Annotated in this window: 28 protein-coding genes; 3 read left to right on the forward strand and 25 right to left on the reverse strand. The window is 41.8% G+C overall.

Annotation, left to right across the window (positions count from 1 at the left end):
• Positions 1–205 precede the first annotated feature (205 nt).
• From EQJ87_RS04800 to pyrR, 4 genes are all read right to left on the reverse strand, one after another.
• A complete protein-coding gene (locus EQJ87_RS04800) occupies positions 206–1,279 on the reverse strand; it encodes a carbamoyl phosphate synthase small subunit (protein ID WP_130123553.1) in 1,074 nt (357 codons plus the stop codon).
• A 44-nt stretch (positions 1,280–1,323) separates the two neighbouring features.
• Positions 1,324–2,259 (reverse strand): aspartate carbamoyltransferase catalytic subunit, encoded by a 936-nt coding sequence (locus EQJ87_RS04805; RefSeq protein ID WP_130123554.1) that lies wholly within the window; start codon positions 2,257–2,259, stop codon positions 1,324–1,326.
• A 148-nt stretch (positions 2,260–2,407) separates the two neighbouring features.
• Positions 2,408–3,709: a uracil-xanthine permease family protein gene (locus tag EQJ87_RS04810; RefSeq protein ID WP_130123555.1), complete on the reverse strand. Its 1,302-nt coding sequence runs from the start codon at positions 3,707–3,709 to the stop codon at positions 2,408–2,410.
• A gap of 105 nt (positions 3,710–3,814) precedes the next feature.
• Positions 3,815–4,336 carry a bifunctional pyr operon transcriptional regulator/uracil phosphoribosyltransferase PyrR gene (gene pyrR / locus EQJ87_RS04815; protein WP_130123556.1) on the reverse strand — a complete coding sequence of 174 codons (522 nt, stop codon included), beginning with the start codon at positions 4,334–4,336 and terminating at the stop codon, positions 3,815–3,817.
• A gap of 251 nt (positions 4,337–4,587) precedes the next feature.
• Here pyrR and EQJ87_RS04820 point away from each other — a divergent pair, with 251 nt between their 5' ends.
• Both EQJ87_RS04820 and EQJ87_RS04825 read left to right on the forward strand, forming a co-directional pair.
• Positions 4,588–4,890, forward strand: a complete 303-nt coding sequence (locus EQJ87_RS04820; RefSeq protein WP_130123557.1) for an ArsR/SmtB family transcription factor — start codon at positions 4,588–4,590, stop codon at positions 4,888–4,890.
• The gene (locus EQJ87_RS04825) at positions 4,874–5,791 is read left to right on the forward strand and encodes a cation diffusion facilitator family transporter (protein ID WP_130123558.1); all 918 of its coding nucleotides are present in this window, start codon (positions 4,874–4,876) and stop codon (positions 5,789–5,791) included. The genes EQJ87_RS04820 and EQJ87_RS04825 overlap by 17 nt, the downstream gene beginning before the upstream one ends.
• Positions 5,792–5,876: 85 nt before the next feature.
• On the opposite strand, the gene EQJ87_RS04830 is transcribed toward EQJ87_RS04825, so the two are convergent.
• The 5 genes from EQJ87_RS04830 to EQJ87_RS04850 form a co-directional block, all read right to left on the reverse strand.
• The gene (locus EQJ87_RS04830; RefSeq protein WP_130123559.1) at positions 5,877–7,118 is read right to left on the reverse strand and encodes a glutamate-5-semialdehyde dehydrogenase; all 1,242 of its coding nucleotides are present in this window, start codon (positions 7,116–7,118) and stop codon (positions 5,877–5,879) included.
• Between the two features lie 15 nt (positions 7,119–7,133).
• The gene (gene proB, locus EQJ87_RS04835) at positions 7,134–7,940 is read right to left on the reverse strand and encodes a glutamate 5-kinase (protein ID WP_130123560.1); all 807 of its coding nucleotides are present in this window, start codon (positions 7,938–7,940) and stop codon (positions 7,134–7,136) included.
• A 153-nt stretch (positions 7,941–8,093) separates the two neighbouring features.
• The gene (locus tag EQJ87_RS04840) at positions 8,094–8,933 is read right to left on the reverse strand and encodes a thymidylate synthase (protein ID WP_130123561.1); all 840 of its coding nucleotides are present in this window, start codon (positions 8,931–8,933) and stop codon (positions 8,094–8,096) included.
• A gap of 171 nt (positions 8,934–9,104) precedes the next feature.
• Entirely contained in the window at positions 9,105–9,377 is a 273-nt protein-coding gene (locus EQJ87_RS04845; protein ID WP_130123562.1) for a bacteriocin immunity protein, read from the reverse strand.
• Positions 9,378–9,471: 94 nt separating this feature from the next.
• Positions 9,472–10,404, reverse strand: a complete 933-nt coding sequence (locus EQJ87_RS04850; RefSeq protein ID WP_130123563.1) for a dihydroorotate oxidase — start codon at positions 10,402–10,404, stop codon at positions 9,472–9,474.
• 179 nt (positions 10,405–10,583) lie between these two features.
• Between EQJ87_RS04850 and msrA the strand changes: the two genes are divergently transcribed.
• Positions 10,584–11,132: a peptide-methionine (S)-S-oxide reductase MsrA gene (msrA, locus tag EQJ87_RS04855; protein WP_130123564.1), complete on the forward strand. Its 549-nt coding sequence runs from the start codon at positions 10,584–10,586 to the stop codon at positions 11,130–11,132.
• Positions 11,133–11,147: 15 nt separating this feature from the next.
• Here msrA and EQJ87_RS04860 read toward each other — a convergent pair whose 3' ends face one another.
• From EQJ87_RS04860 to EQJ87_RS11790, 16 genes are all read right to left on the reverse strand, one after another.
• The gene (locus tag EQJ87_RS04860; protein ID WP_223804500.1) at positions 11,148–11,294 is read right to left on the reverse strand and encodes a hypothetical protein; all 147 of its coding nucleotides are present in this window, start codon (positions 11,292–11,294) and stop codon (positions 11,148–11,150) included.
• A gap of 38 nt (positions 11,295–11,332) precedes the next feature.
• Entirely contained in the window at positions 11,333–13,213 is a 1,881-nt protein-coding gene (locus tag EQJ87_RS04865; RefSeq protein WP_130123566.1) for an ABC-F family ATP-binding cassette domain-containing protein, read from the reverse strand.
• 88 nt (positions 13,214–13,301) lie between these two features.
• A complete protein-coding gene (locus tag EQJ87_RS04870) occupies positions 13,302–14,246 on the reverse strand; it encodes a LysR family transcriptional regulator (protein ID WP_130123567.1) in 945 nt (314 codons plus the stop codon).
• A 103-nt stretch (positions 14,247–14,349) separates the two neighbouring features.
• On the reverse strand, positions 14,350–15,432 hold the full coding sequence (locus tag EQJ87_RS04875; RefSeq protein ID WP_130123568.1) for an iron-containing alcohol dehydrogenase family protein: 1,083 nt from the start codon (positions 15,430–15,432) through the stop codon (positions 14,350–14,352).
• A 112-nt stretch (positions 15,433–15,544) separates the two neighbouring features.
• Positions 15,545–16,258, reverse strand: a complete 714-nt coding sequence (locus EQJ87_RS04880) for a hypothetical protein (RefSeq protein ID WP_130123569.1) — start codon at positions 16,256–16,258, stop codon at positions 15,545–15,547.
• Entirely contained in the window at positions 16,251–18,434 is a 2,184-nt protein-coding gene (locus EQJ87_RS04885; RefSeq protein WP_130123570.1) for a glycoside hydrolase domain-containing protein, read from the reverse strand. The genes EQJ87_RS04880 and EQJ87_RS04885 overlap by 8 nt, the downstream gene beginning before the upstream one ends.
• Positions 18,435–18,731: 297 nt before the next feature.
• Positions 18,732–20,156: a C69 family dipeptidase gene (locus EQJ87_RS04890; RefSeq protein ID WP_130123571.1), complete on the reverse strand. Its 1,425-nt coding sequence runs from the start codon at positions 20,154–20,156 to the stop codon at positions 18,732–18,734.
• A gap of 30 nt (positions 20,157–20,186) precedes the next feature.
• A complete protein-coding gene (locus EQJ87_RS04895; RefSeq protein WP_130123572.1) occupies positions 20,187–21,392 on the reverse strand; it encodes a CCA tRNA nucleotidyltransferase in 1,206 nt (401 codons plus the stop codon).
• A gap of 178 nt (positions 21,393–21,570) precedes the next feature.
• Positions 21,571–22,113, reverse strand: a complete 543-nt coding sequence (locus tag EQJ87_RS04900) for a GNAT family N-acetyltransferase (RefSeq protein ID WP_130123573.1) — start codon at positions 22,111–22,113, stop codon at positions 21,571–21,573.
• A 74-nt stretch (positions 22,114–22,187) separates the two neighbouring features.
• Positions 22,188–22,964, reverse strand: a complete 777-nt coding sequence (gene dapB, locus EQJ87_RS04905; protein WP_130124592.1) for a 4-hydroxy-tetrahydrodipicolinate reductase — start codon at positions 22,962–22,964, stop codon at positions 22,188–22,190.
• Between the two features lie 74 nt (positions 22,965–23,038).
• Entirely contained in the window at positions 23,039–23,884 is an 846-nt protein-coding gene (locus tag EQJ87_RS04910) for a DegV family protein (RefSeq protein WP_130123574.1), read from the reverse strand.
• Positions 23,885–23,895: 11 nt separating this feature from the next.
• Positions 23,896–24,288, reverse strand: coding sequence for a DUF1149 family protein (locus EQJ87_RS04915; RefSeq protein WP_130123575.1), 393 nt, complete (start codon positions 24,286–24,288; stop codon positions 23,896–23,898).
• Between the two features lie 62 nt (positions 24,289–24,350).
• Positions 24,351–25,094, reverse strand: a complete 744-nt coding sequence (trmD, locus tag EQJ87_RS04920) for a tRNA (guanosine(37)-N1)-methyltransferase TrmD (RefSeq protein WP_130123576.1) — start codon at positions 25,092–25,094, stop codon at positions 24,351–24,353.
• 3 nt (positions 25,095–25,097) lie between these two features.
• Positions 25,098–25,613: a ribosome maturation factor RimM gene (gene rimM, locus EQJ87_RS04925; protein ID WP_130123577.1), complete on the reverse strand. Its 516-nt coding sequence runs from the start codon at positions 25,611–25,613 to the stop codon at positions 25,098–25,100.
• A 147-nt stretch (positions 25,614–25,760) separates the two neighbouring features.
• Positions 25,761–26,204 carry a serine aminopeptidase domain-containing protein gene (locus EQJ87_RS11785; protein ID WP_370449778.1) on the reverse strand — a complete coding sequence of 148 codons (444 nt, stop codon included), beginning with the start codon at positions 26,202–26,204 and terminating at the stop codon, positions 25,761–25,763.
• On the reverse strand, positions 26,186–26,617 hold the full coding sequence (locus EQJ87_RS11790) for an alpha/beta hydrolase (protein ID WP_255411625.1): 432 nt from the start codon (positions 26,615–26,617) through the stop codon (positions 26,186–26,188). The genes EQJ87_RS11785 and EQJ87_RS11790 overlap by 19 nt, the downstream gene beginning before the upstream one ends.
• Positions 26,618–26,639 lie beyond the last annotated feature (22 nt).

A 26,639-nucleotide genomic window follows, 5' to 3' on the forward strand; every position in this document is an offset into this window, starting at 1 on the left:
ATTAAATATAAAAAAATGCTCATTACATTTCTCATCATAGCCACTTCGACTACTTTTGAAATATGAGCTTGTATTTTTTTGTATACGCTAGCTACTATATTGATTATACTACTTCTCTAATCAATATGCAATAAAGCAATTATTTTTGATTACAGTAGATCAGCTGATAAAAAACCCTGCCTAAAAGACAGGGTTTTTATGTTATTTATTTTTTAAAATCATCAATGAGCGTCATAAAATCATCAAAGAGATAGCTGGCATCGTGTGGTCCTGGTGCTGCATCTGGGTGAAATTGGACGGTGAAGGCAGGGTAGCGTCGATGACGCAAGCCTTCAACAGACTGGTCATTAATTTCAATGTGCGTAATTTCTAAGTCCTCAGGTAAGTTTTCTGAATCAACGGCATAACCGTGATTTTGTGAGGTAAAATCAATGCGCCCTGTGGTCAAATTTTTAACGGCATGATTGAAGCCACGATGACCAAATTTCATCTTGTAGGTTTTGGCACCATTAGCAAGGCTAAAGAGTTGGTGACCTAGGCAAATCCCGAAGACTGGCACTTTCCCTTGAATGCCTTGAATCATCTCGATGGCCTCTGGAACATCGGTTGGATCCCCGGGGCCGTTGGTCAACATTACACCATCTGGATCCATGTCCAAAATTTCTTGGGCTGTGGTGTTATAAGGGACAACGGTGAGGTTACAATGACGTTTTGAAAGCTCACGCAAAATGCTGTGTTTCAGCCCAAAATCAACCACCACCACATTTCTTCCTGTGTTTGGTGAAGGGTAAGGAGTCGCTGTGCTGCTGGTCTGAACTTGATTGATTGGCAAGACAGTGGCTTGGAGTTGGCTCAACTGATGGCTAACTTCGTCACGGGCAAGCACCATTGAAGCTTTCATCGTGCCGTGTTCACGGACGATTCGAGTAATGGCTCTGGTGTCTACGCCAGCAATACCGGGGATATTTTTGGCAGTCAAAAATTCGTCCAATGAAATCTGCATCCGCCAGTTTGAGGGGCGGCGAGCAGCTTCGCGAACGACAACTGCTTTGCAGGTTGGTTTTATTGATTCATAATCATCACGGTTGACACCATAGTTTCCGATTAAAGGATAGGTGAAGGTCAGAATTTGTCCGTTGTAGGATTGGTCGGTGATAGATTCTTGGTAGCCGGTCATGCCTGTGCTAAAAACGAGTTCGCCTGTGACGTCTAAATTTGCGCCAATGGCTTCTCCTTCAAAAACAGTGCCGTCTTCTAAGATTAGGAGTCTCTTGCTCATAATTATCTTATTTCCTTTTTTGCTTATTTTTTGAGTCTGGGGTTTTATTTTGCGGCTTTGCGTCCTGCTAAAATTGCTTCTAAAATCGCCATGCGGGTGTAAACGCCGTTGCTCATTTGTTGTACAATGCGGCTTTGAGTGCTTTCAACAAGAGTGTCTGCAATCTCAACGTCCCGATTGACAGGAGCTGGGTGCATGATGATTGCTGTGGGTTTGAGCATTTTTGCCCGTTCTTCAGTCAGGCCAAATTGTTTGTGGTAGCCTTCTTTTGAGAAGCTTTCGTCGCTGTCGTGGCGCTCGTGCTGAACGCGCAAGAGCATATGCACGTCAAGCTCTGGCAAGATTCGATCAAGGTTGGCATAGCGGCCGTACTCATCAAATTCTTCGCTATACCATGCGGCTGGGCCAGTGAAATACAGTTTGGCGCCAAGTTTTTTGAGCATCATCATGTTTGATTTGGCGACGCGCGAGTGGCTCAAGTCACCAGAAATCGCGATTTTCAAACCGTCAAAATGACCGTACTCTTCATAAATAGTCATCAAGTCAAGTAAACATTGGCTTGGGTGTTGGCCTGAGCCGTCTCCACCATTGACAATGGCGCAATGAATATTGTCTGATTCGACCAGTTCTTCGTAGTAATTTTCTACGCCTGAGCGGATAACGCAGACTTCAACCCCAAGTGCATCAAGGGTTAGGACAGTGTCGTAAAGTGTTTCGCCTTTGCTAATTGAGCTGGCTTGCGCGTCAAATTCGAGGACGTCAAGGCCCAATTTGCGCTCGGCAATGTGAAAGCTGTGGTGGGTTCTCGTGCTGTTTTCAAAGAAAAGATTGGAAGCAAAAGTTTGCTGCTCAAGGGCGAAATCTGCCGTTCCTGCTTTGAAAGCTGAGGCTCTTTTGATCAAGCCCATGACTTCTTCAACAGACAGTTTTTCCATGCTTGTGAGATTTGATAATTGAACTAAACCATTTTTTACTGACATAATAGGTCTCCTTTACCCTGACCGTGTGCTCTCTGTCACAGCGGCTTTTTTGATGCAATTTTGTTGACTTTTTTACTGACGAAAATTTACGTCAGCATTTTCTCTGACTTTTTTGGCTGGCGAAGATTTTCGTCAGCATTTTCTCTGTTTATTTGGTTGGTGCTTCACTGGGATCTTTTGGTAAAACAAGGTTTAAGATAATCCCAAGTAGTGTAGCAATCGCAACGGATGAGATTTGGAAGTTTTGTGTGATGTTGATAATCATTCCCCCAATCCCGATGACCAGAACGACTGAGCTAATCAAGAGGTTACGTTTGATGTCAAAATTCACTTTGTTTTCGACCAAGATTTTCAGACCTGAGGCCGCGATAACACCAAAGAGGGCGATTGAGGCGCCACCAATGACAGGTGCTGGGATGGACTGAAGGAGGGCGGTAATTTTACCGATGAATGAGACTAGGACGGCAAGAACGGCTGCTCCAGCGATCACGTAAATTGAATGAATTTTAGTGATGGCCATGACGCCAATATTTTCACCATATGAAGTGACTGGGGGGGCGCCAAGAAAACCTGCAATAATCTGTGCTGCACCGTCACCTGATAAAGTGCGCTCAAGACCTGGGTCTTGGAAATAATCTTTTTTCGTAAGTGAGTTAAGCACCATGATGTGGCCGAAATGCTCAGTCATTGTGACAAAGGCGATTGGTGCCATTGTCAAAATTGCACTTGGATAAAAGGCCCAACGGTAGCTAGCAAACGGAATCTCAACAGGAGGAATCGAAAGCCAGTGCGCTTTTGAGATTTCTGTGAAAGAAACAATGTCGTTGCCTGTGATTTTTCCGATGATAATGGCCGCCACATAACCTGTGATAATACCCAACAAAATCGGCACAACTGACAGGAAGCCTTTACCATAAATGCTGTAAATGACAATCGCAAGTACTGTAATCAAAGCGATGATGATGTAGGCAAGACTGTAACCTTGCAGATGCGCCACATCAGTATACATCGCGTCATTGATTGCTGTTGGTGCAAGTGAAAGCCCAATGACCATGACAATCGGCCCAACCACAATCGGTGGTAAAACTTTGTCAATCCAACCTTTACCAATCGCTTTGACTACCAAGGCAACAATCAGGTAAACCAAACCACCCGTCATCGCACCTTGCGCAATCGCAGGCATTCCGCCATTTTTCATCAGCAGCGTCATCGCTCCAATGTAAGCGAAACTTGAACCCATGTAAGCAGGCACTTTAAACTTAGTCACGCTCATGTGCGCAAGCGTTCCTAAACCTGAGCTTAAGAGGGCAATTGCGGGGTTGATTCCGACCAAAATGGGAACCAAAACCGTTGAGCCAAACATGGCAAATAAATGTTGGAAGGAAAGGCCAAACCACTGACTTACGGCTGGTTTCTCATCAACTTTCAAGATAATATCATTATCGTTCACTTTTTTCTCCTAAAATAATTGCTATAAAATCCGTCAGCATTTTTTCTAAAATGCGTCAGTAAATTCTCCAAAAAAACTGACTTTTTTGCTGACGGATGGGGGGTATTAATCTTTTCGTTCAATCAAGATGCTGTCAGCACCATCGTGTTCTGACATTTGAACGATAATTTCTTCGTCATGACCTGTTGGAATGTTTTTGCCTACATAATCTGCTCGAATAGGCAACTCACGATGTCCACGGTCAACCAACACCGCCAATTGGACACGTGCAGGGCGACCTAATTTGACCAAACCATCAATTGCAGCCCGAATCGTACGTCCTGTATAAAGCACGTCATCAACCAAAATCACATCTTTTCCAGCAATGTCAACCGGAATTTCTGTGGTATTTTCTTGGGCAGGTTTATCGTCACGAAACGGACGAGTATCCAATTCTCCAAATGGAATTTCTAAGCCTTCAAGGGCTTGCAAACGCTCTTGAATACGTTTGGCCAGATAAACACCACGTGTTTTAATTCCAATCAAAACCAGTTTATCAAGGGCTTTATTGCGCTCGATAATCTCGTAAGTAATCCGCGTAACCGCACGCTTCATCGTGATTTCGTCAATAATTTCTTTTCTAGCCATCTTGGCTCCTTTCTTTCAATGACCGCTCGGTCAGCCTAAAAAAAATCCCACATCCAAAAAAGAATGCAGGTTTTTTATCAGAAAATGGACTTCGCCCATACTTTTATTACATTTTAAAATTTCTGACCTTGCCTGCCTCTCTGGACACTCTTAAAGGTTACAAAAATTATAGCAGAATTTTACAGTTTTGTCAAAAAATTTTTTTATTTTTTTGGCTTGACAAACATATTATAAAATTATAATATAATAATATGATAACTGAAAAAGAAATTGCCGAATTTTTCAAACTGTTTTCCAATGACGGCCGTTTGAAAATCATAACGAGCCTTGCCGACAAAGCCCTCACGGTCAGCGAAATTGTTGACGCCACCCAACTTTCTCAATCTTTGGTCAGCCAACAACTCAAATTACTTAAAGCCGCCCGAATTTTGACCAGTGAAAAGCAAGGAAAATCAGTGACTTACAGCATTTATGACCGTCACATTCTTCATCTGCTCAAAGATGTGGCTGAGCATTTGAGCGAACAGGAATCTGCCCATGAAAATCAAAAATAAAGCTTCCAAAAACCATAAACACGCCCACTTAGACGCCCTTGTGGCACAAAATGTAACGATTGTTTTTCTGCTCAATCTTTGCTTTGCCCTCATCGAGTTCATCTTTGGCTTTTTGTTTCATTCGACCGCGATTTTGGCGGATGCCGTCCATGATACTGGCGATGCGGTAGCGATTGGCTTAGCCTGGTTTTTCCAAAAATTTTCGCAAAAAACCGAGGATCAGCGCTTTTCCTTTGGCTATCAGCGCTTTAATCTGCTGGGAGCCAGCTTGACCAGCGTGATTTTAATCACAGGAAGCTTCATCGTTCTTTTTGAAGCCGTGCCAAAGCTTTTTAATCCTCAGCCCGTTGCAGCAACAGGAATGCTAGGACTGGCAATTTTTGCCATTTTGGCCAATGGTTTTGGCGCTTGGCTTTTGGCTCGCGGCTCATCACGAAACGAGAGCATTCTCAACTTGCACGCACTCGAAGATGTCTTAGGCTGGCTGGGCGTTTTGCTGGTTTCTGTGGTGCTACATTTTGTGCCTTGGTACTGGCTCGATCCATTGCTTTCTGTGCTGATTGCCCTATTTATCTTATCCAAAGCTCTGCCTAAATTTTGGGGTACTTTACGAATCTTGCTCGAATCTGTCCCCGAAAATGTCGATTACAGCGATTTACTCTACCAGTTGGAAAATTTGCCCGAAGTTCGTTGCGTCACTCAACTTCTGATTTGGTCTATTGACGGCGAACAAAATGCGGCGATGATACACATTTTGCTTGCTGATCAGCAAGATTTTACGGAAGCAAAAATTGCCATCCGCAAACTTTTAGCCCAGCATAAAGTCTGTCAATCCGCCATTGAACTTGACGAAACCAAGCATGAGCACAAGGTTCATCTCAAATACGAGAAAAAATACTGACGTAAATTTACGTCAGTATTTTCTCTAGCAGATTTATTTACGTCAGTAAATTTTCTAGCTTCTCCTGCATAAAAATCTCTGATTTTTAACGAATTTGACCATTGCCGTCAATCAAGAATTTAGTTGACGTCAACGCTTCTAACCCCATTGGCCCTCTAGCGTGCAATTTTTGAGTGGAAATACCGATTTCAGCACCCAATCCAAAAACAAAACCGTCAGTAAATCGCGTTGAAGCATTGACATAAACAGCTGCGGCATCAATCTCTTCTTGGAATTTTTGCGCATGGAAATAATCACGCGTCACGATGCTTTCCGAATGGCGACTCGAATAACGATTGATGTGCGCAATCGCCTCATCAAGCCCATCCACCGTTTTAACTGACAAAATATAATCCAAAAATTCCGTGCCAAAATCTTCTTCAGTTGCAGCAACAGCACCGCTAAGCAAAGGCAAAGCAGCTTCGTCAGCCCGAAATTCAACAGGATGCACCTGATTGATTGCCTCTTGCAATTTTGGTAAAAATTCGTCAGCAATTTTGCGATGAACCACAAGGCTTTCAGCAGCATTGCACACGCTTGGGCGCTGTGTTTTAGCATTGATAACAATCCTTGTTGCCATGTCCAAATCCGCAGATTCATCAACAAAAATCGTACAGTTCCCCACACCAGTTTCAATGACAGGCACCGTCGCTTTTTCCTTGACCCGATTGATTAAACGCGCCGAACCGCGCGGAATCAAGACATCTAAAAATTGATCCGCTTGCATCATTTTTTCGGCCTCAGCATGACTTGTATCCGACAAAAGCTCCACAGCAGCCTCCGTCAGTCCAGCCTTACTCAAGTTTTCTTTAATGATTTTAACCAAAATCAAATTAGAATAAATCGCATCCGAACCCCCACGCAACAGCACAGCATTCCCCGTCTTAAAACAAAGCGAAAAAGCGTCAACAGTCACATTAGGTCGACTCTCAAAAATCATACCCACAGCCCCCAAAGGCACACGTTTTTGTACAATTTTCAAGCCGTCCAAATTAGTAAACCCTTGCAAAACTTGCCCAATCGGATCCGGTAAATCCGCCACCTGACGCAAACCCGTCGCCATATCAGCAATACGTTGCTCATTCAAGCGCAAGCGATCCACCATAATCTCCGAAATGCCATGCGCTGTCGCTTTTTCCAAATCCTGCGCATTTTCGTGGATGATTCTGTCCGTATTTTCGACCAAACTCTCCGCTAACTGGCGCAAAAAATCATTTTTTACAGCCGTAGAAAGCTTGCTCAACGCCTTGCTCGCCCTTTTTACATTTGCTCCAAGTTCTTCAATCATCACACTACCTCTTTCTCAAATCGTTGGGGAGAAATAAGTCCCGATTTCTTTACCCGCAATAATTTCGCGAATTTCGCGAATACGCGCACCATTGGTCAAGACCATTTCTTGACCATTTTCAAATAAAATCTCTGCCGCAGAGAGCTTCGACGTCATCCCGCCTGTGCCAAAACGACTGCCCGCACCACCTGCCATTTGCCGCAACTCATCCGTTATCTCATGAACTTCTTTGAAAATCTGAGCATCCTCATAAATGTTCGGATTTTTATCAAAAAGCCCGTCAATATCCGACAACATAATCAACAAATCAGCGCCCACAAGCTTAGACACGATAGCTCCCAATTTGTCATTATCGCCAAATTTGGTTTGATGATCCATTTCATCCACCGCAATCGCGTCATTTTCATTGATAATCGGGATAATATCCAGCTCAAGCAAAGCTTTGAGCGCATTTTCAGCATTTTCATGACTCGTCGGAAAATCAGTCACATCACGTGTCAAAAGCAATTGAGCCACTTTTTGCGAATAACGCCGAAACATCTGCGTGTAAAGGCTCATCAACTCAACCTGCCCAATACTCGCTAAAGCCTGCTGCTGCGCAATTCCCTTGGGCCGATGGGACATATTGAGCACATTTAAGCCCACCCCAATCGCCCCCGAAGTCACTAAAATCACCTCATAACCGCGATTATTCAAATCTGACAAAACAAAAGCCAGTTCATCAATATTGGATAAATTTATCTTTCCATTTGGCAAAATCAATGAACTTGTGCCGATTTTCACCACAATTCGTCGTGCCTTCAAAATATTTCTTCTCGTCATAATGCCTAATTATACCAAATAATAAACCCATTCGTCCACGTCAAAACACAAAAATTTCACTAATTTACGGATAAAATTTACGTCAGCATTTTCTCTGTGCAAATTTAAGAAAAAATCACTTTCGTCAGTGATTTTTCTTTCTTTTTCAAATTTTTAAATTGCCAAATCAAATTTTAATTGCGGTTTGACCGGCTCATAATCTACCAATTCAAAATCCTCAGGTCGAATTGCAAAAAAATCAGTCCCGTCAGGAACATTCAGCTCCAAACGTGGTCTTTTTGTTGACGCCGTCCGGCTCAATAATTCCTTGGCTTGGCTAAATTGATTATCATAAATGTGCAAGTTATTAACGAAATAAAAGAATTTCCCAACTTTCCAAGAAAAATGTTTCGCAATCATCATTTGCAAAGCCACATATTGCATCGCATTGATATGATGCGCCACCAGCATATCATTTGAGCGCTGAATCAGCGTAGCATCCAGATAAATCTCGCCGTCAGCCTCTCTGCGCACATCAAACATGGTCTGAAAAGCACACGGCAAAAGCCCTTCAGTCTCCTCAAAATCCTCATATTGCCAAAGATTGATGATATTGCGACGGTTCCACGGATTTTTAGCCAAACCTTCCAATAATTTCCTAATAATATTGTGCTTTTTGACCGTTGCACCATAGCGCTGACCGATTGTCCCATCGCCAATTCCCCACTCAGCCCAATACTTAACCCCGTACTTTTCTTCAAGTACCGCAAGCTCACTCGTTTGATCTTGATAAATCCACATCAATTCCTTAATCGCTGATTTGATTGGAATTGGACGCAAAGTCGTGATTGGAAATTCCCCTTTTTGCAAATCATAAGTCACGAAAGAACCCGTGATATATTTGCTATTTGCCGTTTGACCATCCTTGTACTTTGGTCTCGCATTTTCCGAAAACACCCCATTTTCAAGGATATTTTGAATATTTTCTTTAAAAATTTGATCTGCGTAAGTCATGAATTTTCCCTTTTCTGTGTACTTTCTTAACTATTATAACAAAAATTTTTCCCAAAAAAACCTACCAAATTTGATAGGCCTCTTTTCCAATAAAATTCATCCCCCAACCTGCCGTTTTTTCAGAAGCCTTACTCCGATAAAAGCCGGCAGTATTTTTGCAATAACCAGATGTTATAAAATCCCGCCCACCCCGCGACCAAATAATTTGGATTCGCTGATTTTCTGATAAAAAAGCGTGACTTGAGGGGTTAAGTTATAGCGAAGGGCAAGTGGGCGCAGATTGCTCTCAAGCCGAGATAGTTCTGCACTCAAACTCGTCTCTCCTTGTTCTATCCGATTTTTGCTTTCTAAAAGAAACTGTCGCTCCCACTCTCTCGTTCCTCGATCCAAGATGAGATTGTAAAGTTCATTCAAAATAGCCTCTTGTTCATTTATTTTTTTCATGACTTATTATCCCATTAAAGCGCTTTTTTTGTCAATTAGATTGTTTGTACTTTTGGGAACAAAAAAATACTGAGTGAATCAGTATTTTTTAAGGTTAAAGACTTTTTAATTTTCCACGGAAATCATCAATACTATGATAGCCCTTAGCCGTCATGATGGCTTCAAGCTCTTGAGTGATACGCTCAAAAATCGCTGGGCCTTCTTTTTGGAGAGCTGTCCCAATCTGCAACATACTTGCCCCGCACAAAAGATGTTCAAAGGCATCCTGACCATTTTCAATGCCTCCTGTCCCAATAATTTGGATTTCAGGTTTCAGGCGAGTATAAAAGGCACGCACATTCGCCAAAGCTGTTGGTTTGATATATTGTCCCCCAATACCACCAAATCCGTCTTTCGGTTTGATGACCACTGCTTCAGCCTCAGTATCAATCACCAAGCCATTACCAATACTATTGACCGAGTTAACATAAGTCAAAGGAAATTGATTTAAAATTTCAGCCATTTGGTCAAAGTGAACAAGGTCAAAATAAGGAGGAAGTTTGACCCCTAGCGGTTTTTTGAAGAAAGCAAAAACTTCTTCAAGCAGGCTTTGAGTTGCACCAAAATCATAAGCAAGTTGAGGTTTTCCAGGCACATTTGGACAAGAAAGATTGAGTTCAGTAATTCCTGTAAAGTCACTTTCTTGAATGGCCGTGAGCATCTGCAAATTTTCCGCTGGACTCATCCCTGCAACAGAAAAAAAGAGGGGACTTGTTTGAGATTTTTGTTTTTCCAACACATAGTCTAGATAATATTCAAAACCTAAATTAGGCAGTCCCATTGAGTTGATACTCCCTAAAGGCAAGTCAATATAACGAGGAGAAGGATTTCCGGCACGCTTTTCCAGAGTAGCACTTTTGGTAATGTATGCACCAGCGGCTGACTCTTCTAATTCTTTAAGCTCATCGGTAGTCATACAATGCACACCTGAAGCATTCATGAATGGATTGGTAAAATCAAAGGTTGCGAAAGTTGTTTCTAGTGTCAAAACAAGACCTCTTTTCTATTTTTAACTATTTTATCATAAATTCTCATAATTTTTTGAAAAAAGTCAGTTCTTAAACAAGAAACAAATGGGCAGATTTGAAACTTGCTTCGTGTTATAATGATTTTAATATCACTTTCTCATTATGCTAGATTTTTAGACTTTAGAAAAAGGAGAACGAAATGGCAATTGAACGAGCAATTTTTGCAGGCGGTTGCTTTTGGTGCATGGTGGAACCTTTTGAAAAACGCCCAGGCATCATTGCAGTGACAAGCGGCTATACGGGTGGAACTTTAGAACACCCAACTTATGATCAAGTCCTTTCCAAAACAAGCGGTCACACAGAAGCTGTGGAGATTTTATTTGATAATGCGCTAATCTCTTACGCTGATCTACTTGAGCTTTACTGGGAATTGATCGATCCGACAGATGCGGACGGGCAAATCTTTGATCGAGGGCTAAATTATCGACCTGTTATTTTTGTCACCTCTTCAGAGCAAAAAACAAGCGCCCAAAAAAGTAAAGAAGCGCTTGAAAAATCTGAGATTTGGAGCAAACCTATTGTCGTTCCAATTGAGGATGCGAAAGATTTTTGGCCAGCCGAAGAATATCATCAACAATTTTATAAGAAAGATCCCAAACGTTACCAAGCCATGCACAAAGCCCGCGAACGCTATTTGGCTTTGCAAAAATTTAAAGGAAAGTTTAATTTTCTAAGAAAAAAACACTGAATTCAGTGTTTTTCTTTATATCCCGATAATAACAGTATCTACAGTTTCGACACCTGCTGTTGTGATGCGCACCCGAGCGAGATTTTCGACAGTATTGACGTCAAAAAAACGCTCACCACTAAGGTCATTTTGGATAATTTTAACTGTGGCGTCTTGTGGCATTTTTTGAAGTGTTTCAATAAGTTCTTGGGTCGTCAAGGTTAATCTGCCCTTTCTGATAAGTATTCCCAGCGTTCATATTTGAGTTCGAGCGCTTTCGTTTTTTCGTCAAGTTCTTTTTGCAGAGTCAGCAAAAGCTCTGTGTTTGAGCCGTTTTCGTTCATTTCAGTATCAATGTCAGAGAGGCGGTTTTCGAGTTCTGAAATCTCATTTTCAATGCTTTGCCACTCTTTGTTTTCAAGGTAGGTGAGTTTGGTTTTACCTGTATTTTGACGTCGCTCAGTACTCGTCGTTTCGTTTTTAGGTGCTGCTTTGTCCGCTGTCTTTTCAGCATTTTTTTCGGCGATTTTCAGCGCTAAATAATCACTATATGCTCCAAAATAATGGTTGATTTTTCCGTTTTCAAAAGCTAATAGTTCATGACTGACTTTATCTTGAAAATAACGGTCATGCGAAACGGTCAAGACAGCGCCAGAAAAGCCTGCAAGGAAATTTTCTAAGACGGTGAGGGTCGCAATGTCTAAATCATTAGTCGGCTCATCCAAAAGCAAAACGTTAGGTTGTAAAAGTAAGATTTTCAACAGATAAAGCCGTTTTTTCTCACCCCCAGAAAGTTTGGAAATCAGTGTGCCGTGACTACTTCGAGGAAAAAGAAATTGTTCCAAGAGGTTAACAATCGAAATGTTCTCCCCACTGGTATTATGAGCTGCTGAGGCCACTTCTTCAAGGAAATTAATGATTCGCTTGTTTTCGTCAAGACCACGAATTTCTTGGCTGAAGTAACCAATTTTTACCGTTTCACCAATTTCTAAAAGACCGTCTGTGAGCGTCAGTTCATTAGCAATGATATTGAGCAAGGTTGATTTCCCAACGCCATTATCGCCGACAATCCCCAAGCGCGAATGCGGTTGAACAATGAGTTCAAAGTCCGTGAAAATCGGGCGATCAGGATAGGCAAAACTCGCTTTTTTGAAATTGATGACTTTTTTACCAAGACGGCTGCTCGCAATATTAAGTTCTAAATCGCCCAAATCTTTAGGACTTTGGAGAGATTTTTTGAGATCTTCAAAGCGATCAATACGAGCTTGTTGCTTGGTAGCTCGCGCTTGAGGGGATTTGCGAATCCAAGTCAGTTCGGAGTTGTAGAGTTGTTTAGCCTTATGATTAGCTGCAGCATCCCGTTCTTCGGCGGCTGCTTTTTGGGCTAAATAATCTTGATAATTACCTTGATATTCAGTTAATCCAGCATCGGCCAACTCAAAGATTCGGGTCGCAACATTGTCCAAGAAATAGCGATCGTGAGTCACGAAAAGGACTGTTCTACGAGCATTTTTGAGATAATTTTGCAACCAAGCGATGGTCTCCACATCCAAATGGTTGGTCGGTTCGTCCAAGAGGAGCAAATCTGAGTCATTAACCAAAGCTTGGGCCAGTTGAACGCGTCGTTTTTGTCCGCCGGACAAGCTTTCGATGAGGGTTGTAGCATCAGGCAATTGTAATTTGGTCAGGACAGTTTTAACATCTGCTTCGACTTGCCAAGCGTTCAAACTATCCATTTCAGCTTGGGCACGCTCGAATTTTCCAAAATTATCCATATCCAAAAGTGCTGCTTCATAAGCTTTAATTGCACGCATCTGAGGCAGACTTTCGTCCAAAACACTGTCCAGAATAGTGGCCTTGGGATCAAAATCTGGTTCTTGCGTCAGATAAGTAATCTTGTAATTTTGTGGATGATCAAAAGGTGACACATCGCCGTCAAAGCCCGACTGACCTGAGATGACATTCAACAATGTCGTTTTTCCTGTGCCATTTACCCCTAAAAGTCCAATACGATCTAAGTCATGAATGATAAAATCAATCTGATTGAAAACTGTTTTTTCACCAACTGATTTTGTTAAATTTTGTGCAATGAAATCTGCCATTTTTTATCCTAATTTCTCTAATCTTATCTTTGATTATATCACAAAAAAACCCGTCAGTAAGGACGGGATTGATTTTCTAATAAAATCTTTAGTTCGTTTTTTGTGTTCTCCGGTCATGAGGAGTGACAATTTTCTGAAGCTCAGCTAAGTAAAGCTGGGCTTGCTCGCTGAGCTGAAATTCTTTGCGAGACAACCAGCCTATTTCGATACAATCATCAACATCCAGAGGGATTGAAACAATGTTGTCGCCATTAAGATCAGAGCTGACCACACCACTACTGATTGTGTAGCCGTTTAATCCAATCATCAGGTTGAAGATTGTGGCACGGTCACCGACTTTGATGTCTTTTTTTGCATATTCGGTGGACAGAATTTCTTCGGAAAAATAAAAAGAATTTTGCTCACCTTGTTCAAAAGACAAGCGAGGGAAATCTTTCAAATCATCTAAAGTAACTCGTTTTTTTTGAGCCAATGGGTTTGTTGAACTGACAAAAATATGAGGATGAGCAACAAAAAGGGGATGAAAAATCAGACGATTTTCTCGTAAAATTTTATCAATCACGCTCGCATTATAGCTATTTTTGTAAATAATTCCAAGCTCGCTACGCAAGGATTTGACATCTTCAATAATTTCAAACGTTCGTGCTTCACGCAAGGTGTATTCGTACTCTGAAATGCCTGCTGCTTCTGTTTTTTTGACCATATTGACAAAAGCATTGACGGCAAAAGCGTAATGTTGGGTCGAGATGGCGCACAGTTTGCGGGAGGGCTTTTTGTCCAGCCAGCGTGCTTCCAGCAAGTCTGTCTGCTCAACCACCTGCCTTGCGTAACCTAAAAATTCTGTCCCGTCGGCCGTCAATGAAATTCCTCTACTTGAGCGACGAAAAAGGGACAGACCGACTTCTATTTCAATGTCTTTGATTGCTTTGGACAGGCTGGGCTGTGTGATATAGAGCTGTTCGGCGGCCTGATTGATTGAGCCAACCTTGGCGACTTCGATAAAATATTTGAGCTGTTGTAGGCTAATGGACATTTCTTTTCCTCTTTGAATTTCTAAGGCTTATTTTATTGTAACAAAAAGCCTATCAAAAAGAATGAAAAAAGTTACAAGCTCCTTGAGTCTTTGGGTTTTATGCTTACTTTTTTTCCGCAACAAGTGTTTCTAATTTTTGGATGGCTTGCACGATTTTTGCACCGGTCACTTCGGGATCAATCAAGTGGTAAGATTCATTAGCTTGTGCAGCAAATGCTGCTACTTTACTCAATTGTTCTTGTTGGCCAGCTGCCAGATTGATTGCTGCCAAGTTGCTAGGCAAGGCTGTGGCTTCATAAAAAGGCAATAATTTTTCAATTTCAGCTGAATCATTTGTATACGCCAATTGGACAAGCACTCCATAGGCGACTTTTGAGCCATGCAAGATGGAGTGGGTCTCCGAGCAAAGGGAAAGGCCATTATGAAGGGCGTGTGCTCCTGCCATTCTGCCATAAGAGCCTGCAAAACCACCAACAGTCCCCGAAAGTTCAATAATGGTGTCCGCAATTCTTCCAAAAGCGGGGCTGACGGTTTGATTTTCCAAAGCTTGCAAAGCGGCTTGGGAATCTTCGAATAAAATTTTGAAAATTTCTTTGGCACTGGCATAACCCAAGCGGACTGAGGCCGACAGATCTTCCCAAGGCACTCTGCGGATAATTCCTTCCATTTCATACCATTTTGCTAAAGTATCGCCAATCCCAGCCACCAGATAATCATGAGGTGTTGAGAGTAAAAAGTCATAGTCCACCAGAGTCAGATAAGCTCCGCGCGAGAAATAAGCGACTTGATCAAAGGTATGATCGGGATGATAGAGTGCACCCACAGGTGTGTAAGGGGCGCAGTTTGAGACCAAAGTCGGAATAATCACTAAATCCGAATCAAGCTTTTCAGCTAGAACCTTTGCGGTATCAATCAAACGTCCACCGCCAATGGCGACGACCGCATCAGCACCTCCAATCTCGCTTGCTAAAGCTTCACCATTTTTGATAGAAGCTGTCCCGTCATAATGATAAACGGGATAAGCTAGCTTTTTTTGGTAAAAATTTTGAAAAACTTCAAAGGACTTTGCGCCTGTCAAAACCACAACTTGGTCAAACGGTGCTAGATAGTCTTCTAAATCACATAAAACATTTTTTCCACTCACATAACGATTTGCGCCAGGTCGCGCTTCTTCAACTAGATTCATAATTGCACCCTCTTTTTCATAATTATCAGAATATTATAACACTCTAAAAATAAAAATACAAGATATATAAAGTTGTATTTTATTAAAAAATCTCAGATTTAATCTGAGATTTTTACTTACTCTGATCTTTGGCTTTCTGGTTGGCTATTGCAATAAGAACAATAGCCCCAACTAAGATTACCAAAATTTGCTTAAAGGAAAAATCAAAGAGGTTTTTGGCAATGAACAGCAAACAAAGAACAATTATTGCCCTATAGACCTTACTCCACAACTTACGATACTTTCTTATAGGATAGTGCACTCCTCCCTCATAAAAAGCTTTGCGCAAGGTTTTTTTCTCTTTGAAGTTTTGCACGATAGCCGCAAAAGCTTCTGGATTATTGGCCTTACTGATAATTCTTGCCCGCCGAGCGTGGATAACGACTAGCTGCTTGCCAAGATTTATCCCTAAGCCTTTATCAGTAGCAAACGTATCTTCGACCTCTATTTCTTCAAATATCGTGTCTTTTTCTCTTAGAAATTCTAAAACAAGCGGGTAACGCTTTACCATCCACTTAGCACCCTCGCCTAAAAGACAGACCGCCAGGTATATTATGACGCCCAGCGCCGACTCTGTAAACCTAACAGGTTTGGGCCAAAACAACAGTACATTTAAAATGAAAAGAGCAACCCAAAATGCAAATAATATCCAAGCTAGCTTTGCTACAAACGAAATCATTTTTAGGTTTTTACTTATTGAGTCTATTCTAGCTGCTATTCTCCTAGCTCGCCGCTTAATCCCAGCTATCTCTCGAGCGCTATATCGTTCTTCTTGTATTTTAATCATCTCTATCTTTCGTTTGTCCAAAATCTGCTAATAATGCAAGTAACACTGCTGCTAACCCTCCAACAGTCGCTCCTGCTCCAGCTGCTGGAAGCAAAGCTATCCCAACAACGGCCAACAGTAATACTACCGCCGCAATCAATCCTGGAGGAATTGATGTAATAAGATTTTTCACTCCTTCAAGTGCTGAATCCATAATACTAGAACCCGTAGGTGTATCAAAATCCATTGTTATTTCTATCTCTACACTTGTAATGACTTTTACGTCATTTGTACTTGACTCAGGGAAATTAATTTCTACCCTTATTGTTTTTTTGCCTTCTTCATTGATAACAATATACACAGCGATTGTACCATTAGAAATCCCTGTACAAAATTCATTGATTTTAGCAGTCGCAACCATTGAAAGGTCGGCACCTAATACATTGTCAATAAATTCGGTAGATTCAGCTGACAGCTCTCCGTCAGTTATACTAAGTAAAAATGTGCTGTCTTCTGTTGAAGAAATTTCAGAATGTGCAGAAACTTCAATATCTATCCCAAACCCACTCCAAAGTGTAACGGGTTCGCCATCAATAGTTACACTCAGATTTTTGAACCAATCCCAATTTGTCTGGTCAATCCAATAATCCTCATCCATGACAAAGGGCTCATCTAAGCGTTCAACAGCATCATCTAAGCCCGATACTGCAACGAAATCAAAAGCATCTACACTAGCATAACTATATTCGTAAAATTGGTCAAAAGCCCAATCTAAGGGCTGAGAAAATCCTAAGTTCCCAGACCAGCCACTAGACATATTTGCTACATAGCTTCGCTGTGTACGTACTGTATTATGTATTTGGGTACAGACATTTCTTGTTCCATACACGCCTGCTTGATAATGTAACCCAGCAATACCGTCTCTAAAAGTATTCTGAATACCCCAAAAGTAAGGAATAACATTATGTTGGATATCCTCACCCTGAGCATCAAAATCTACTGCGAAATAAATATAACTTGCGTCAGGAATCCCAAGTGCCCCCGCTGCATAAATAGCTGCTCTGGCATCTCTTTGACCTTGCTCATAATTATAGTATGAGGCTGTAGGATAATTATCTTGATAAATCGGAATAATTTTCATCCCGTGATCAAGAATCATCTCTGCTTCTTCACGCGTTAAATTTTTAGGCCTATAATCATTTCCAACAGTACCTGTCAAATAGCGTCCAACATAATAAACTCCAAATTGGAGTAAATCAAGTACTTGTTGTTCTTTCAACTGAAGCGAAGTGTCTGAACCAAGAAAATCACGAGTCCAATCTCCATTTGACTGCACAAGCGAAAGCACTGTCCTTAAGTCTGGTGATTCACTATCGACAGGCATTAGTTGCATAAAACGTTGAAATTCTCCAAGACCTGCTCTCGTTGGGACATCTAAATCTCCCGTAAAATCAATAGATGGTGCTCCACCAGACTCCCAGAATTCTTTCATATTAGCATAGAGCGCAAATTGAATGAGCATAATTAAATGAGTGCTCAGCCCTGATTGATAGGCAGTGTTGTAAAGTGAAGAGGTGGTCGGTCCGAAACTGCCTGTCGCTTCTTCTGTGGAAAGTCCAAGTTCTGCTTGAAATCCATAAATGATGGCTTCATTAGTTGCCCGTTGATAAATGCCGTCTGTTGGCATAATTCCCGTATATCCGACATAATTGACATTAAGATACTGCTGCATTTCCCTGACTTTAGGGTCATCAATTAAAACAAACTGCGCCATATCAAACAAAGCCTTAGCCCAAGTCGCTGATAATATTGAACTAGGATTGGTAAAGCCAGCCTGTATCTTCAAATCAGTTACTGCATAGGCTAAATCTGCGGAGTAGATTCCGTCAAATGCTCCAGGACCTATCCCCTGTGGCATTCCCTTACACCAAAAAGCTCCTTGAACTAACCGAATAATGTTTGGTGAAAGCCCACTTCCCCAGTTGGGAGTAATTTGTTGCTCATAGTACGCATAGGTGGTTTCTCCAAAATTTGGTACAACTGGGGAAATTCCTAGTTCATGCTGTAAGCCTTCGATGAGTGCATAAATTGTGTTCCAGCCTGTATTGCCGTCTTCTGTAACAGGTTCATAGCCTTCCACACCGGTATATGTTGCGTTCAGCCACTTCTGTACTTCTCGTACCATTTCATCTGCCATAATATCGTCCTTTCGTTACGAATAATCAGTGCTAATAGTTATCAGGATTTTCACGCTTTCTTCATTCAAATTTATTTAATTATAAATTTATATTTTAATCATCGTTTAATTATTACTGGTTTTTGTAATCTTTTTATAATTTAGGTTTATATTTATTATATTATTTTACAAAAATGTTGTCAAATTTGACAGGAATGAAAATTGATATTCATCTAAAGCTATTATCTAAAGCTATTAAAAAATCCTCAGATTTGGTCTGAGGATGTTGTTTTGTTTTATTAAGTCTTGTTGCCTTTTTTAGTCGTTGAAGTCAAAGCGTAATTTCATGTTGGCTGAGCCGAGGACTACCATACGTCCTAAAAGTTCAGTTTGGTTTTTCAGGGCTACTGCTGCTAACTTCTCGTTGGCTGCGGTCAAATAGGCGATTTTATCTGTTGCTGTAGCAAAATTTTGGTCGGTTTCGTTTTGGATTTCGTGGAATTTTGCTAGGGTGTTTAATTCATAATTGTCGCGCAGGTCTACAAATAAGTCATAGTTGCTATCGCCTAAAACTGCGGTTGTGGCACTCAACCAGTACATATTTGTTGGGTCGTATTCGCCTTTGGCGTCACGGTAGCAAGCTGGGGTGTCCGAAATTGCAGTGTAAAATGGTACCACATGGTTGAAGGTATTGGCTCCAAAGGCAAGCCATTGCACACCGGCTAATTCTTTAGGGACATGGTTTCGCACTTGGAGGATGTGGACACTGTGGTTACGGTTGATTCCGATTGGACGGAAGAGTTTGCGTTCTTCTGGTGTGTTGGTTGTGCCATAAGGGTCATATTTTGTATTCTCAAAATGGCTAGATAAGACAAATTTGATGTCTTCGACGGTAATTTTTCGGCTGGCTTCGCAGATGAAAGGCAAGTCGTGTGCTTGTGGATTCTCAGAGCGCTCTCCCAAGAAATTTTGTCCGTACCATGTCCGTGGATTGTTGTAAACAGTGTCTTTGATTGAGCTTGAACCAAAAATTTGACGTAAATTATAGCGGGTTTTATAGCCTTCAATCTCAGGATTGAGATGATTTTTATCAATCAATGTTTTCAAATCATCTGAGCAGAGGTAGTCCTCGTTACCAAACTTAAATTCATCAATGTTCATGCGGTTCGGAGCAACGACAAAGGAGTCGTCGGGGATGCGCACTGCTGCCCAATGGTGTCCCCCAATTGTTTCTAACCACCAGACTTCATTATGGTCAGCAAAAGCAATGCCGTTTGGTTCGTAAGTTCCGTAGGTCGTCAACAGTTCCCCCAAACGCAGAACGCCTTCGCGTGCGCTTGTAACGTAAGGTAAAACAAGGGTCACGAGGTCTTCTTCACCCATCCCATTTTCAACATAAGGGTCAAGTCCTAAAATTCGTGGATTTGTTGTGATGGTTTCTGTCGCTGACATGGCGACATTTTCACTATTAATCCCTGCGGCTGGCCAAATGCCTTCTTTCAAAACGGCGTTAGGTGTCGCGGTATAGCGCAGCGGATTATCTGGTAAATCGAGTTCTAATCCTGATAAAACAGCCTTGTAGTGACGAGGTTGTTCTTCGGGTTGGATGACAACAAAACGTTGCGGGTCAAGCGCTTCATGGCCATCATCATTGCGGGCAATCATTGTCGAGCCGTCAATGGAAGCTTTTTTTCCGACTAAAACGGTGGTACAAGAACCTTTGCGACGATTTTCGATTTTCATAATATTTTCTCCACGGTTATTTTTGGAAATTTATTTCAGTTTCCATTCTTTTTTTACTGCTTCAAAAATGGCTCGACGCTCATTTTTAAGCTGATTTTGGACAATTTTTTGCTCAATTTTGCGAAGTATTTGGCCTAATTCTGGGCCGGGTTTGAGGGACAATTCTTTCATCAGGTCTTTGCCAGCGACAACGATTTCTGATTTGTCATGGATTTGAAGTTGATGATCTAATTCAATGGCATAATTTTCGTCAATTTCTAGGCCACAAGCATTTTTGAGTTGGTCAACTAATTGGACTTTTTCCAGCCCAAATTGGTAGAGGCTCAACAAATCCCATTTTTTAATGGCATAGGCTGAAACAAGGTCGGAAACGTACTTGGCAAAGTCGTTAGAAACTTTCCATTGGCGTAAGAAATTCTTGACTTCAATCTGAGTAAATCTGGTCAGCAAGGCAGCCCAAGCTTGTTCGGAATTTTGAAAGTGAAACGTGCTAGAAATTTCCGTCAGCATTTTCTCTAAAGCAGGCAGTTGAAAGGCGGGCAAATATTTCCAAGCTCCAGACTGCACAAGAAGCGTCAGCCCATTGCGCCAATCGGCGCCCAAGAAAAGTTTGTCTAGCTCAATGAAAATACGCTCCACTGAAATTTTTTCCAGCAGATTGGCGCGCTCGCACATGGCAACAAATGTTTCGGCTTCAATCGCAAAATCCAAGGTCGCAGCAAATCGCATGGCACGCATAATCCGCAAGGCGTCCTCGTTGAAGCGCTCGGATGCACTTCCCACGGCTCTCAATCGGCGTTCTTTCAAATCCAAAAGTCCGTCAAATAAATCAATAATTTCGCCGTTGACATCACACGCAAAAGCGTTGACCGTAAAATCGCGGCGCTTTAAATCCTCCCGCAAATCACGCACAAAATCGACGTGATCGGGTCTTCTGTAATCTGTATACTTCGACTCCGTCCGAAAAGTCGTGATTTCATAGTGTTCAGCCTCTGATTTTCCAGCTAAAACGAGCACCGTTCCATGCTCAATGCCAACATCAATCGTGTGCGGAAAAATCGCTTTGATTTCTTCAGGATAGGCACTTGTAGCAATATCTACATCATGAATTTCCCGTCCCAAAAGGACATCGCGCACTGAGCCGCCCACAAAATAAGCCTCAAAACCATGCGCAATTATTTTTTTTAAAACCGGTAGCGCTTGCACGAACTCCACGGGTAATTTATCTAATTTCATATCCTTTATTTTATCATTTTTTAGCCAAAAACGGGGACTCCCCTCATTCTCAGTCAGAGAATTTACTGACGAAATCAAAAGAGCGGACACTGAGCCAGAGAATTTGCTGACGAAAATAAAAGAGCGGACATTGCGCCAGAGATTTTGCTGACGAAATCAAAAAGTGCTGTGGGCAGGCTTAGTGTTCTTCGTTTTCCAAGTCAATCCAATAGCGGCAAACCTTGCTGTCATCAATAGAAACAATATTTTCCAAAACGCCGCCGTTGCGCTCAATCGTTTTGCGACTGGCGATATTGTCCTCATCAGCAGAAATCATCACTCGCAAAATGCCTCGTTTTTTGTATTCAGGCAAGGCAAATTTGACCATTTGCTCCGCCAAATGGTGCCCGCGAAAAGACGGCGCGACACCGTAGCCGATATGCCCGCCCCATTCCAGCAAAATTCCTTTTTCAATCTGCCAGCGGCAAGAAATCACGCCCGCAATTTTCCCATTGATAAAAGCAAAATACTTCGTTGCCGTCGAATAATCAGGATTTTTGGGCAGCGTTTTTTCTTGCTCAATTTCAGTCTGAAAATCCTCAAAATTGTCCTCAGAAATTGTGGCATAAATTTTGGCCTCATCAATCTTGAACGGACTCACATCCCTTGTCCAATCCGCTGCATAATCCAAAAATGCAGCCATATCCGCTTTTTCTAACTCACGTATCACTAAATTTTCCATGAAAATTCCTCCTTTTTTACTGACGAAAATGATATTTACTGACGCCTCTGACTTTTTTACTGACGGAAATGTTTTTACAAGTCCAAAAAGTGTTCCAAGCCATATTTCAACTCATCCGTGGTCATCACCTTGCGAATGCCCAAAGCAATTCCCGTCATGAAACTTGCCCGATCGTAAGAGTCATGACGCAATGTCAACCCTTCGCCTGTCGAACCAAAAATCACCTCCTGATGAGCCACAAGACCCGGCAAGCGCACCGAATGAATCCGCATTCCTTCATAGTCGGCCCCCCGTGCGCCCTTGAGCGTTTCTTGCTCACCTTGCGCCCCTTGTTGATGGGCTGTGCGCACTTCTGCCATCAATTCTGCAGTCTTGACTGCCGTTCCAGACGGCGCATCCATTTTTCCATCATGGTGCAATTCAATGATTTCCACATCCGAAAAATATTTCGCTGCCGCTTTGGAAAATTGCATCATCAACACAGCTCCCAAAGCAAAATTTGGAGCAATCAAACCGCCCAATTTTTTCTCTCGTGACAACTCAATCAGCTCCGCCACTTCGTCCTCAGTGAAGCCCGTCGTTCCGACCACCGGACGAAAACCCTGCTCCAAAGCAAAACGAGTATTTTCATAAGCCGCAGCAGGTGCCGTCAAATCCACCCAGACATCTGCCGAAAGCCCGATCACTTCCTCTTTATGATTAAACACAGGAAGTCCGAATGCCTCACTCACTGTCTCGTCACGCCCCAGCAAGCCCACCAACTCAAAATCTTCAGCTTCTTGCACCATTTTGACTGCTGTACTGCCCATTTTCCCACTAAATCCAGCAATAATCACTTTAATTTTACTCATCATTCATCCTCACTTCTTATATTTTCATTTTTCAGATAATTCATCTTTGCAGAAAAGCACGCCTAAACGTGCTCTTATTTTTTGGGCGAAATCGCGTAAGCTACCGTGTTCAGCCCCAGATGTGTGGCAATGACCGGCCCGAAAGTCACCATTTCCACATCATCAAAACCTTCAGCTTTAGCATAATCATATAATTCCTGCGCGCGCTCAGTCGCTCTTGCTTGAATAACAAAAACCTTATAAGCCGAATGATCCTGCGCTTCTTGCAACAAAAGTTTTTTCATCAGACTCATTGTCTTTTTGACCGTCCGAACTTTTTCAAACACCTCAACCTTACCCTCAGGGCTAAAAGTCAAGACCGGTTTGATATTAAGCAAAGTCCCAAGAACCGCAGCACCATTGGACAGGCGTCCTCCTTTTGCCAGCCATTTCAAATCATCAACTAACATATAAGCACGGTCGCCATCACGTTGCGCTTCAAATTTTGCCAAAATTTCGCTAAATTCTGCCCCACTGTCGGCTAAATCCAAAACCGTTTCAACCATATAGCCCAAAGGACTTGACGTAATAAAAGTTTCAGGAAAATTGACTTGCATCTTATCAAATTCATGCTGCAAATAAAAAGCATTTTGATAAAAACCAGAAATTGCTGCCGGTAAGAAAAGTCCTAAAACATGAGTGTAGCCCTTTTTTTCCAAATCCTTCAGGAGAAATTCCAGCTCAGCAACGCTTGGTTGTGAGGTTTTAGGAACTTCTTGCGCTTTTTCCATCAGTTCAAACCATTCTTCATGTGAAAGTTTTTGCAAATCATAATCCACACCATCAATTGAGATTGGGATATTTAAAACAAAAAGATTCTCATAAGAATTATATTGCTCGGCAAAATCCGCCGAGGAATCCGTAATAACAGCTAATTTCATAATTTTCTAACTTAAAATTCCAAATTGATGCCTGGCTGATCCAGAGCAACTTCTGTTGTTTCATAAACCAAACGTTTGAGCAAATCAAACAAAGGAGCTGCCAATTGAGACATTTCCTCAGCGTCCAATTCTTCTTGCTCTTTAATCACGCGCGCGCGGATATAGTTCAATTGACTGACAAAACCAGACAAAACGATATTGTCCAAAACAATCAAATAAGTCAACACCGCATGAATCGCTGTATCGCCTTCTTCCACCTTTTCAAGTTGATCCAAAGGAACCAATTGAAATTGCACATTCAAATTCGTTTCTGGTGTCCCATTTTCTTTTTCCCACTCCAAATTACGTGCATCATAATGAAATTGATTCACAAATTCTTGTTCACGTTCAATTGTCAAAGTCATTTTTAAAACCACCCTATTTTTATTTTAAAAGCACTAATATCCTGAATTTTTTTAGTCTTATTTCATTCTACCACATCTTGTGTGTTTTCGCGTAATCCTTGTAGCATCTTCTCTTCTTCAGCATTTGTTTGATAAGTTTCTAACAAATCTGGTCGACGGGCCAACGTTTTTTTCAAAGACTCATTTAAACGCCATTTACGTATATTTTCATGATGTCCACTCATCAAAACCTCAGGAACTTTCATACCGCGGAAATCCTCTGGTCGTGTGTATTGCGGATATTCCAAAAGCCCACTTGAAAATGAATCATCTTCATGACTGGCTGCTTTTCCTAAAACGCCCGGTAAAAGTCGAACAACAGCATCGACCATAACTGTGGCTGCCACCTCTCCCCCAGTCAAAACAAAATCTCCCAAAGAAATTTCATCCGTCACTAGCGTTTTAATCCGTTCATCATAGCCTTCATAATGCCCACAAATAAAAATTAATTGTTCTTCTTGAGCCAATTCTTCAGCCATTTTTTGATCAAAACGTTTTCCCGCGGGATCCAGTAAAATCACCCGTGGTGGCTTAGTCGGACTTTGGGGGATTTGCTCCATACAGTCAAAAATCGGCTGAGGCATCAAAAGCATTCCTTGACCACCGCCATAAGGCATATCATCAACATGACGCTGTTTATTCGTTGCATTTTCCCGAAAATCATGCGTATGCAAGTCCAAAAGCCCTTTTTGCTGAGCTTTTCCAACGATGGATTGGTGAAGAGGAGCAAACATTTCTGGAAAGATACTTAAAATATCAATTCTCATGCCTTAATCATCCAATCCTTCCATGATTTCGACTTCTACACGCTGATTAGCCACATCAACCTTCAACACCACAGGTGGAATATAAGGCAAAAGCAAATCACGTTTTCCATCACGTTTCACGACCCAAACGTCATTAGCTCCGGGCTGCAAAATCTCCGAAATTTTCCCAATCAAAACATCATGCTCATACACTTCACACCCAATGATTTCATGATAATAAAACTCACCATCATCCAGAGCAGTTTGATTTTCTTGGGCAATTTTCACTGAAAATCCCTTATATTTTTCAACGTCATTGATATGATAAAAACCGTCAAATTTGACCACATAAAAACTCTTTTGTGGTCGTCCTGATTTGACCTTTAAATCTTGAACATAATTATCTTTTTCATCAAAGAGCGCCAAAACCGCCCCTTTTGCAAAACGTTCTTGTGCAAAATCAGTCGTTGGCATCACTCGAACCTCACCTTGAAGCCCTTGTGTGTTCACGATTGTTCCTACTTTGTAAAATTTTTCCATGAATCAATTATAGCATAAGTTGCAAGCCGATGCCTCTTAATAATGACCTGACAGACTAAAAAGAATGCTTTTGACTGAACAAAAGAAAAACGCTGCAGGCACGAGGAGCAGTAAGCAGCATTTTTCAAATGATTTGTCGTTTTTTACTCAGGAAAATTCGCTTTTGAGCAGAAAATCTTTCATTTTATTCAAAAATTGGCGAGCGTCTGTATCCAGATGAAGCGCATGGTAGGCTTCTGGAAGCTCGTCATAAATGACGTTTTCCCCTGCTTGTTGAGCAAAGCGGCGAATCGCTGGAGCTGAGCAAATCGCATCTTGTCCCCCGCAAAATAGCAAGGTCGGAAGGGTCAAATCTTTCACGTGATTTTGAGCATGACGACCCGCTTCCATGATTTGAGAAAAAAGGCGCAAAGAAAGAAAATCATGATAAATTCCATCTTTAGTCACCAAGTCCACCAGATCTTGGTGGTGGGAAATCCCCGCCACTTTCAGCCTCGTGCGAATGCGAAAGTGAGGACTGATCTTACCCGCGACCTGAGCAATGCTTTGGATTATTTTTGCAGGCGGGTGGGCTAAGTCAAGCCATGGGATTCAATCACCGCTTTTTGATAGGAGTTTTGAATCTGAGGGTTTCGTAAGAGAAGATTAAGGGCGATATTTCCACCCAAACTATGGCCAAAGAGATAGACAGGGAGGCGACTGTATTTTTTGGAAATAATTTTGCGGATTTCAAGGCAGTCGCTTAAAAATTTATCATAATTCTGCGCTCTACCTTGCATTTTGGGACGTGCTGCCGCCAAAATACCGTGTCCTCTTTGATCGTGCATTAGACAAACAAAGCCTGCATTGACCAAGTCGTTAATCAAATAAAGGTAGTGACCGGTGTATTCTCCAAAGCCATGGATAAGTTGTACAACGCCTTTAGGTGCGTGTTGAGGTTCAAAAATCCCTAGCCGAATTTTGTAATGATCCCTCATCGAAATGATTTCATAGCGTTCTTTCATTGCTTGCCTCCTCTCACTTGTT

It is taken from the genome of Lactococcus sp. S-13, assembly GCF_004210295.1.
Taxonomy (GTDB): Bacteria; Bacillota; Bacilli; order Lactobacillales; family Streptococcaceae; genus Lactococcus.

Excerpts from the sequence above, each read along its gene's own strand:
- EQJ87_RS04800 (WP_130123553.1), bottom strand. The coding sequence starts at position 1,279 with ATGAGCAAGAGACTCCTAATCTTAGAAGACGGCACTGTTTTTGAAGGA.
- EQJ87_RS04805 (WP_130123554.1), bottom strand. The coding sequence starts at position 2,259 with ATGTCAGTAAAAAATGGTTTAGTTCAATTATCAAATCTCACAAGCATG.
- pyrR (WP_130123556.1), bottom strand. The coding sequence starts at position 4,336 with ATGGCTAGAAAAGAAATTATTGACGAAATCACGATGAAGCGTGCGGTT.
- EQJ87_RS04820 (WP_130123557.1), top strand. The coding sequence starts at position 4,588 with ATGATAACTGAAAAAGAAATTGCCGAATTTTTCAAACTGTTTTCCAAT.
- EQJ87_RS04825 (WP_130123558.1), top strand. The coding sequence starts at position 4,874 with ATGAAAATCAAAAATAAAGCTTCCAAAAACCATAAACACGCCCACTTA.
- EQJ87_RS04830 (WP_130123559.1), bottom strand. The coding sequence starts at position 7,118 with ATGATTGAAGAACTTGGAGCAAATGTAAAAAGGGCGAGCAAGGCGTTG.
- proB (WP_130123560.1), bottom strand. The coding sequence starts at position 7,940 with ATGACGAGAAGAAATATTTTGAAGGCACGACGAATTGTGGTGAAAATC.
- EQJ87_RS04840 (WP_130123561.1), bottom strand. The coding sequence starts at position 8,933 with ATGACTTACGCAGATCAAATTTTTAAAGAAAATATTCAAAATATCCTT.
- EQJ87_RS04845 (WP_130123562.1), bottom strand. The coding sequence starts at position 9,377 with ATGAAAAAAATAAATGAACAAGAGGCTATTTTGAATGAACTTTACAAT.
- msrA (WP_130123564.1), top strand. The coding sequence starts at position 10,584 with ATGGCAATTGAACGAGCAATTTTTGCAGGCGGTTGCTTTTGGTGCATG.
- EQJ87_RS04860 (WP_223804500.1), bottom strand. The coding sequence starts at position 11,294 with ATGCCACAAGACGCCACAGTTAAAATTATCCAAAATGACCTTAGTGGT.
- EQJ87_RS04865 (WP_130123566.1), bottom strand. The coding sequence starts at position 13,213 with ATGGCAGATTTCATTGCACAAAATTTAACAAAATCAGTTGGTGAAAAA.
- EQJ87_RS04870 (WP_130123567.1), bottom strand. The coding sequence starts at position 14,246 with ATGTCCATTAGCCTACAACAGCTCAAATATTTTATCGAAGTCGCCAAG.
- EQJ87_RS04875 (WP_130123568.1), bottom strand. The coding sequence starts at position 15,432 with ATGAATCTAGTTGAAGAAGCGCGACCTGGCGCAAATCGTTATGTGAGT.
- EQJ87_RS04880 (WP_130123569.1), bottom strand. The coding sequence starts at position 16,258 with ATGATTAAAATACAAGAAGAACGATATAGCGCTCGAGAGATAGCTGGG.
- EQJ87_RS04885 (WP_130123570.1), bottom strand. The coding sequence starts at position 18,434 with ATGGCAGATGAAATGGTACGAGAAGTACAGAAGTGGCTGAACGCAACA.
- EQJ87_RS04890 (WP_130123571.1), bottom strand. The coding sequence starts at position 20,156 with ATGAAAATCGAAAATCGTCGCAAAGGTTCTTGTACCACCGTTTTAGTC.
- EQJ87_RS04895 (WP_130123572.1), bottom strand. The coding sequence starts at position 21,392 with ATGAAATTAGATAAATTACCCGTGGAGTTCGTGCAAGCGCTACCGGTT.
- EQJ87_RS04900 (WP_130123573.1), bottom strand. The coding sequence starts at position 22,113 with ATGGAAAATTTAGTGATACGTGAGTTAGAAAAAGCGGATATGGCTGCA.
- dapB (WP_130124592.1), bottom strand. The coding sequence starts at position 22,964 with ATGAGTAAAATTAAAGTGATTATTGCTGGATTTAGTGGGAAAATGGGC.
- EQJ87_RS04910 (WP_130123574.1), bottom strand. The coding sequence starts at position 23,884 with ATGAAATTAGCTGTTATTACGGATTCCTCGGCGGATTTTGCCGAGCAA.
- EQJ87_RS04915 (WP_130123575.1), bottom strand. The coding sequence starts at position 24,288 with ATGACTTTGACAATTGAACGTGAACAAGAATTTGTGAATCAATTTCAT.
- trmD (WP_130123576.1), bottom strand. The coding sequence starts at position 25,094 with ATGAGAATTGATATTTTAAGTATCTTTCCAGAAATGTTTGCTCCTCTT.
- rimM (WP_130123577.1), bottom strand. The coding sequence starts at position 25,613 with ATGGAAAAATTTTACAAAGTAGGAACAATCGTGAACACACAAGGGCTT.
- EQJ87_RS11790 (WP_255411625.1), bottom strand. The coding sequence starts at position 26,617 with ATGAAAGAACGCTATGAAATCATTTCGATGAGGGATCATTACAAAATT.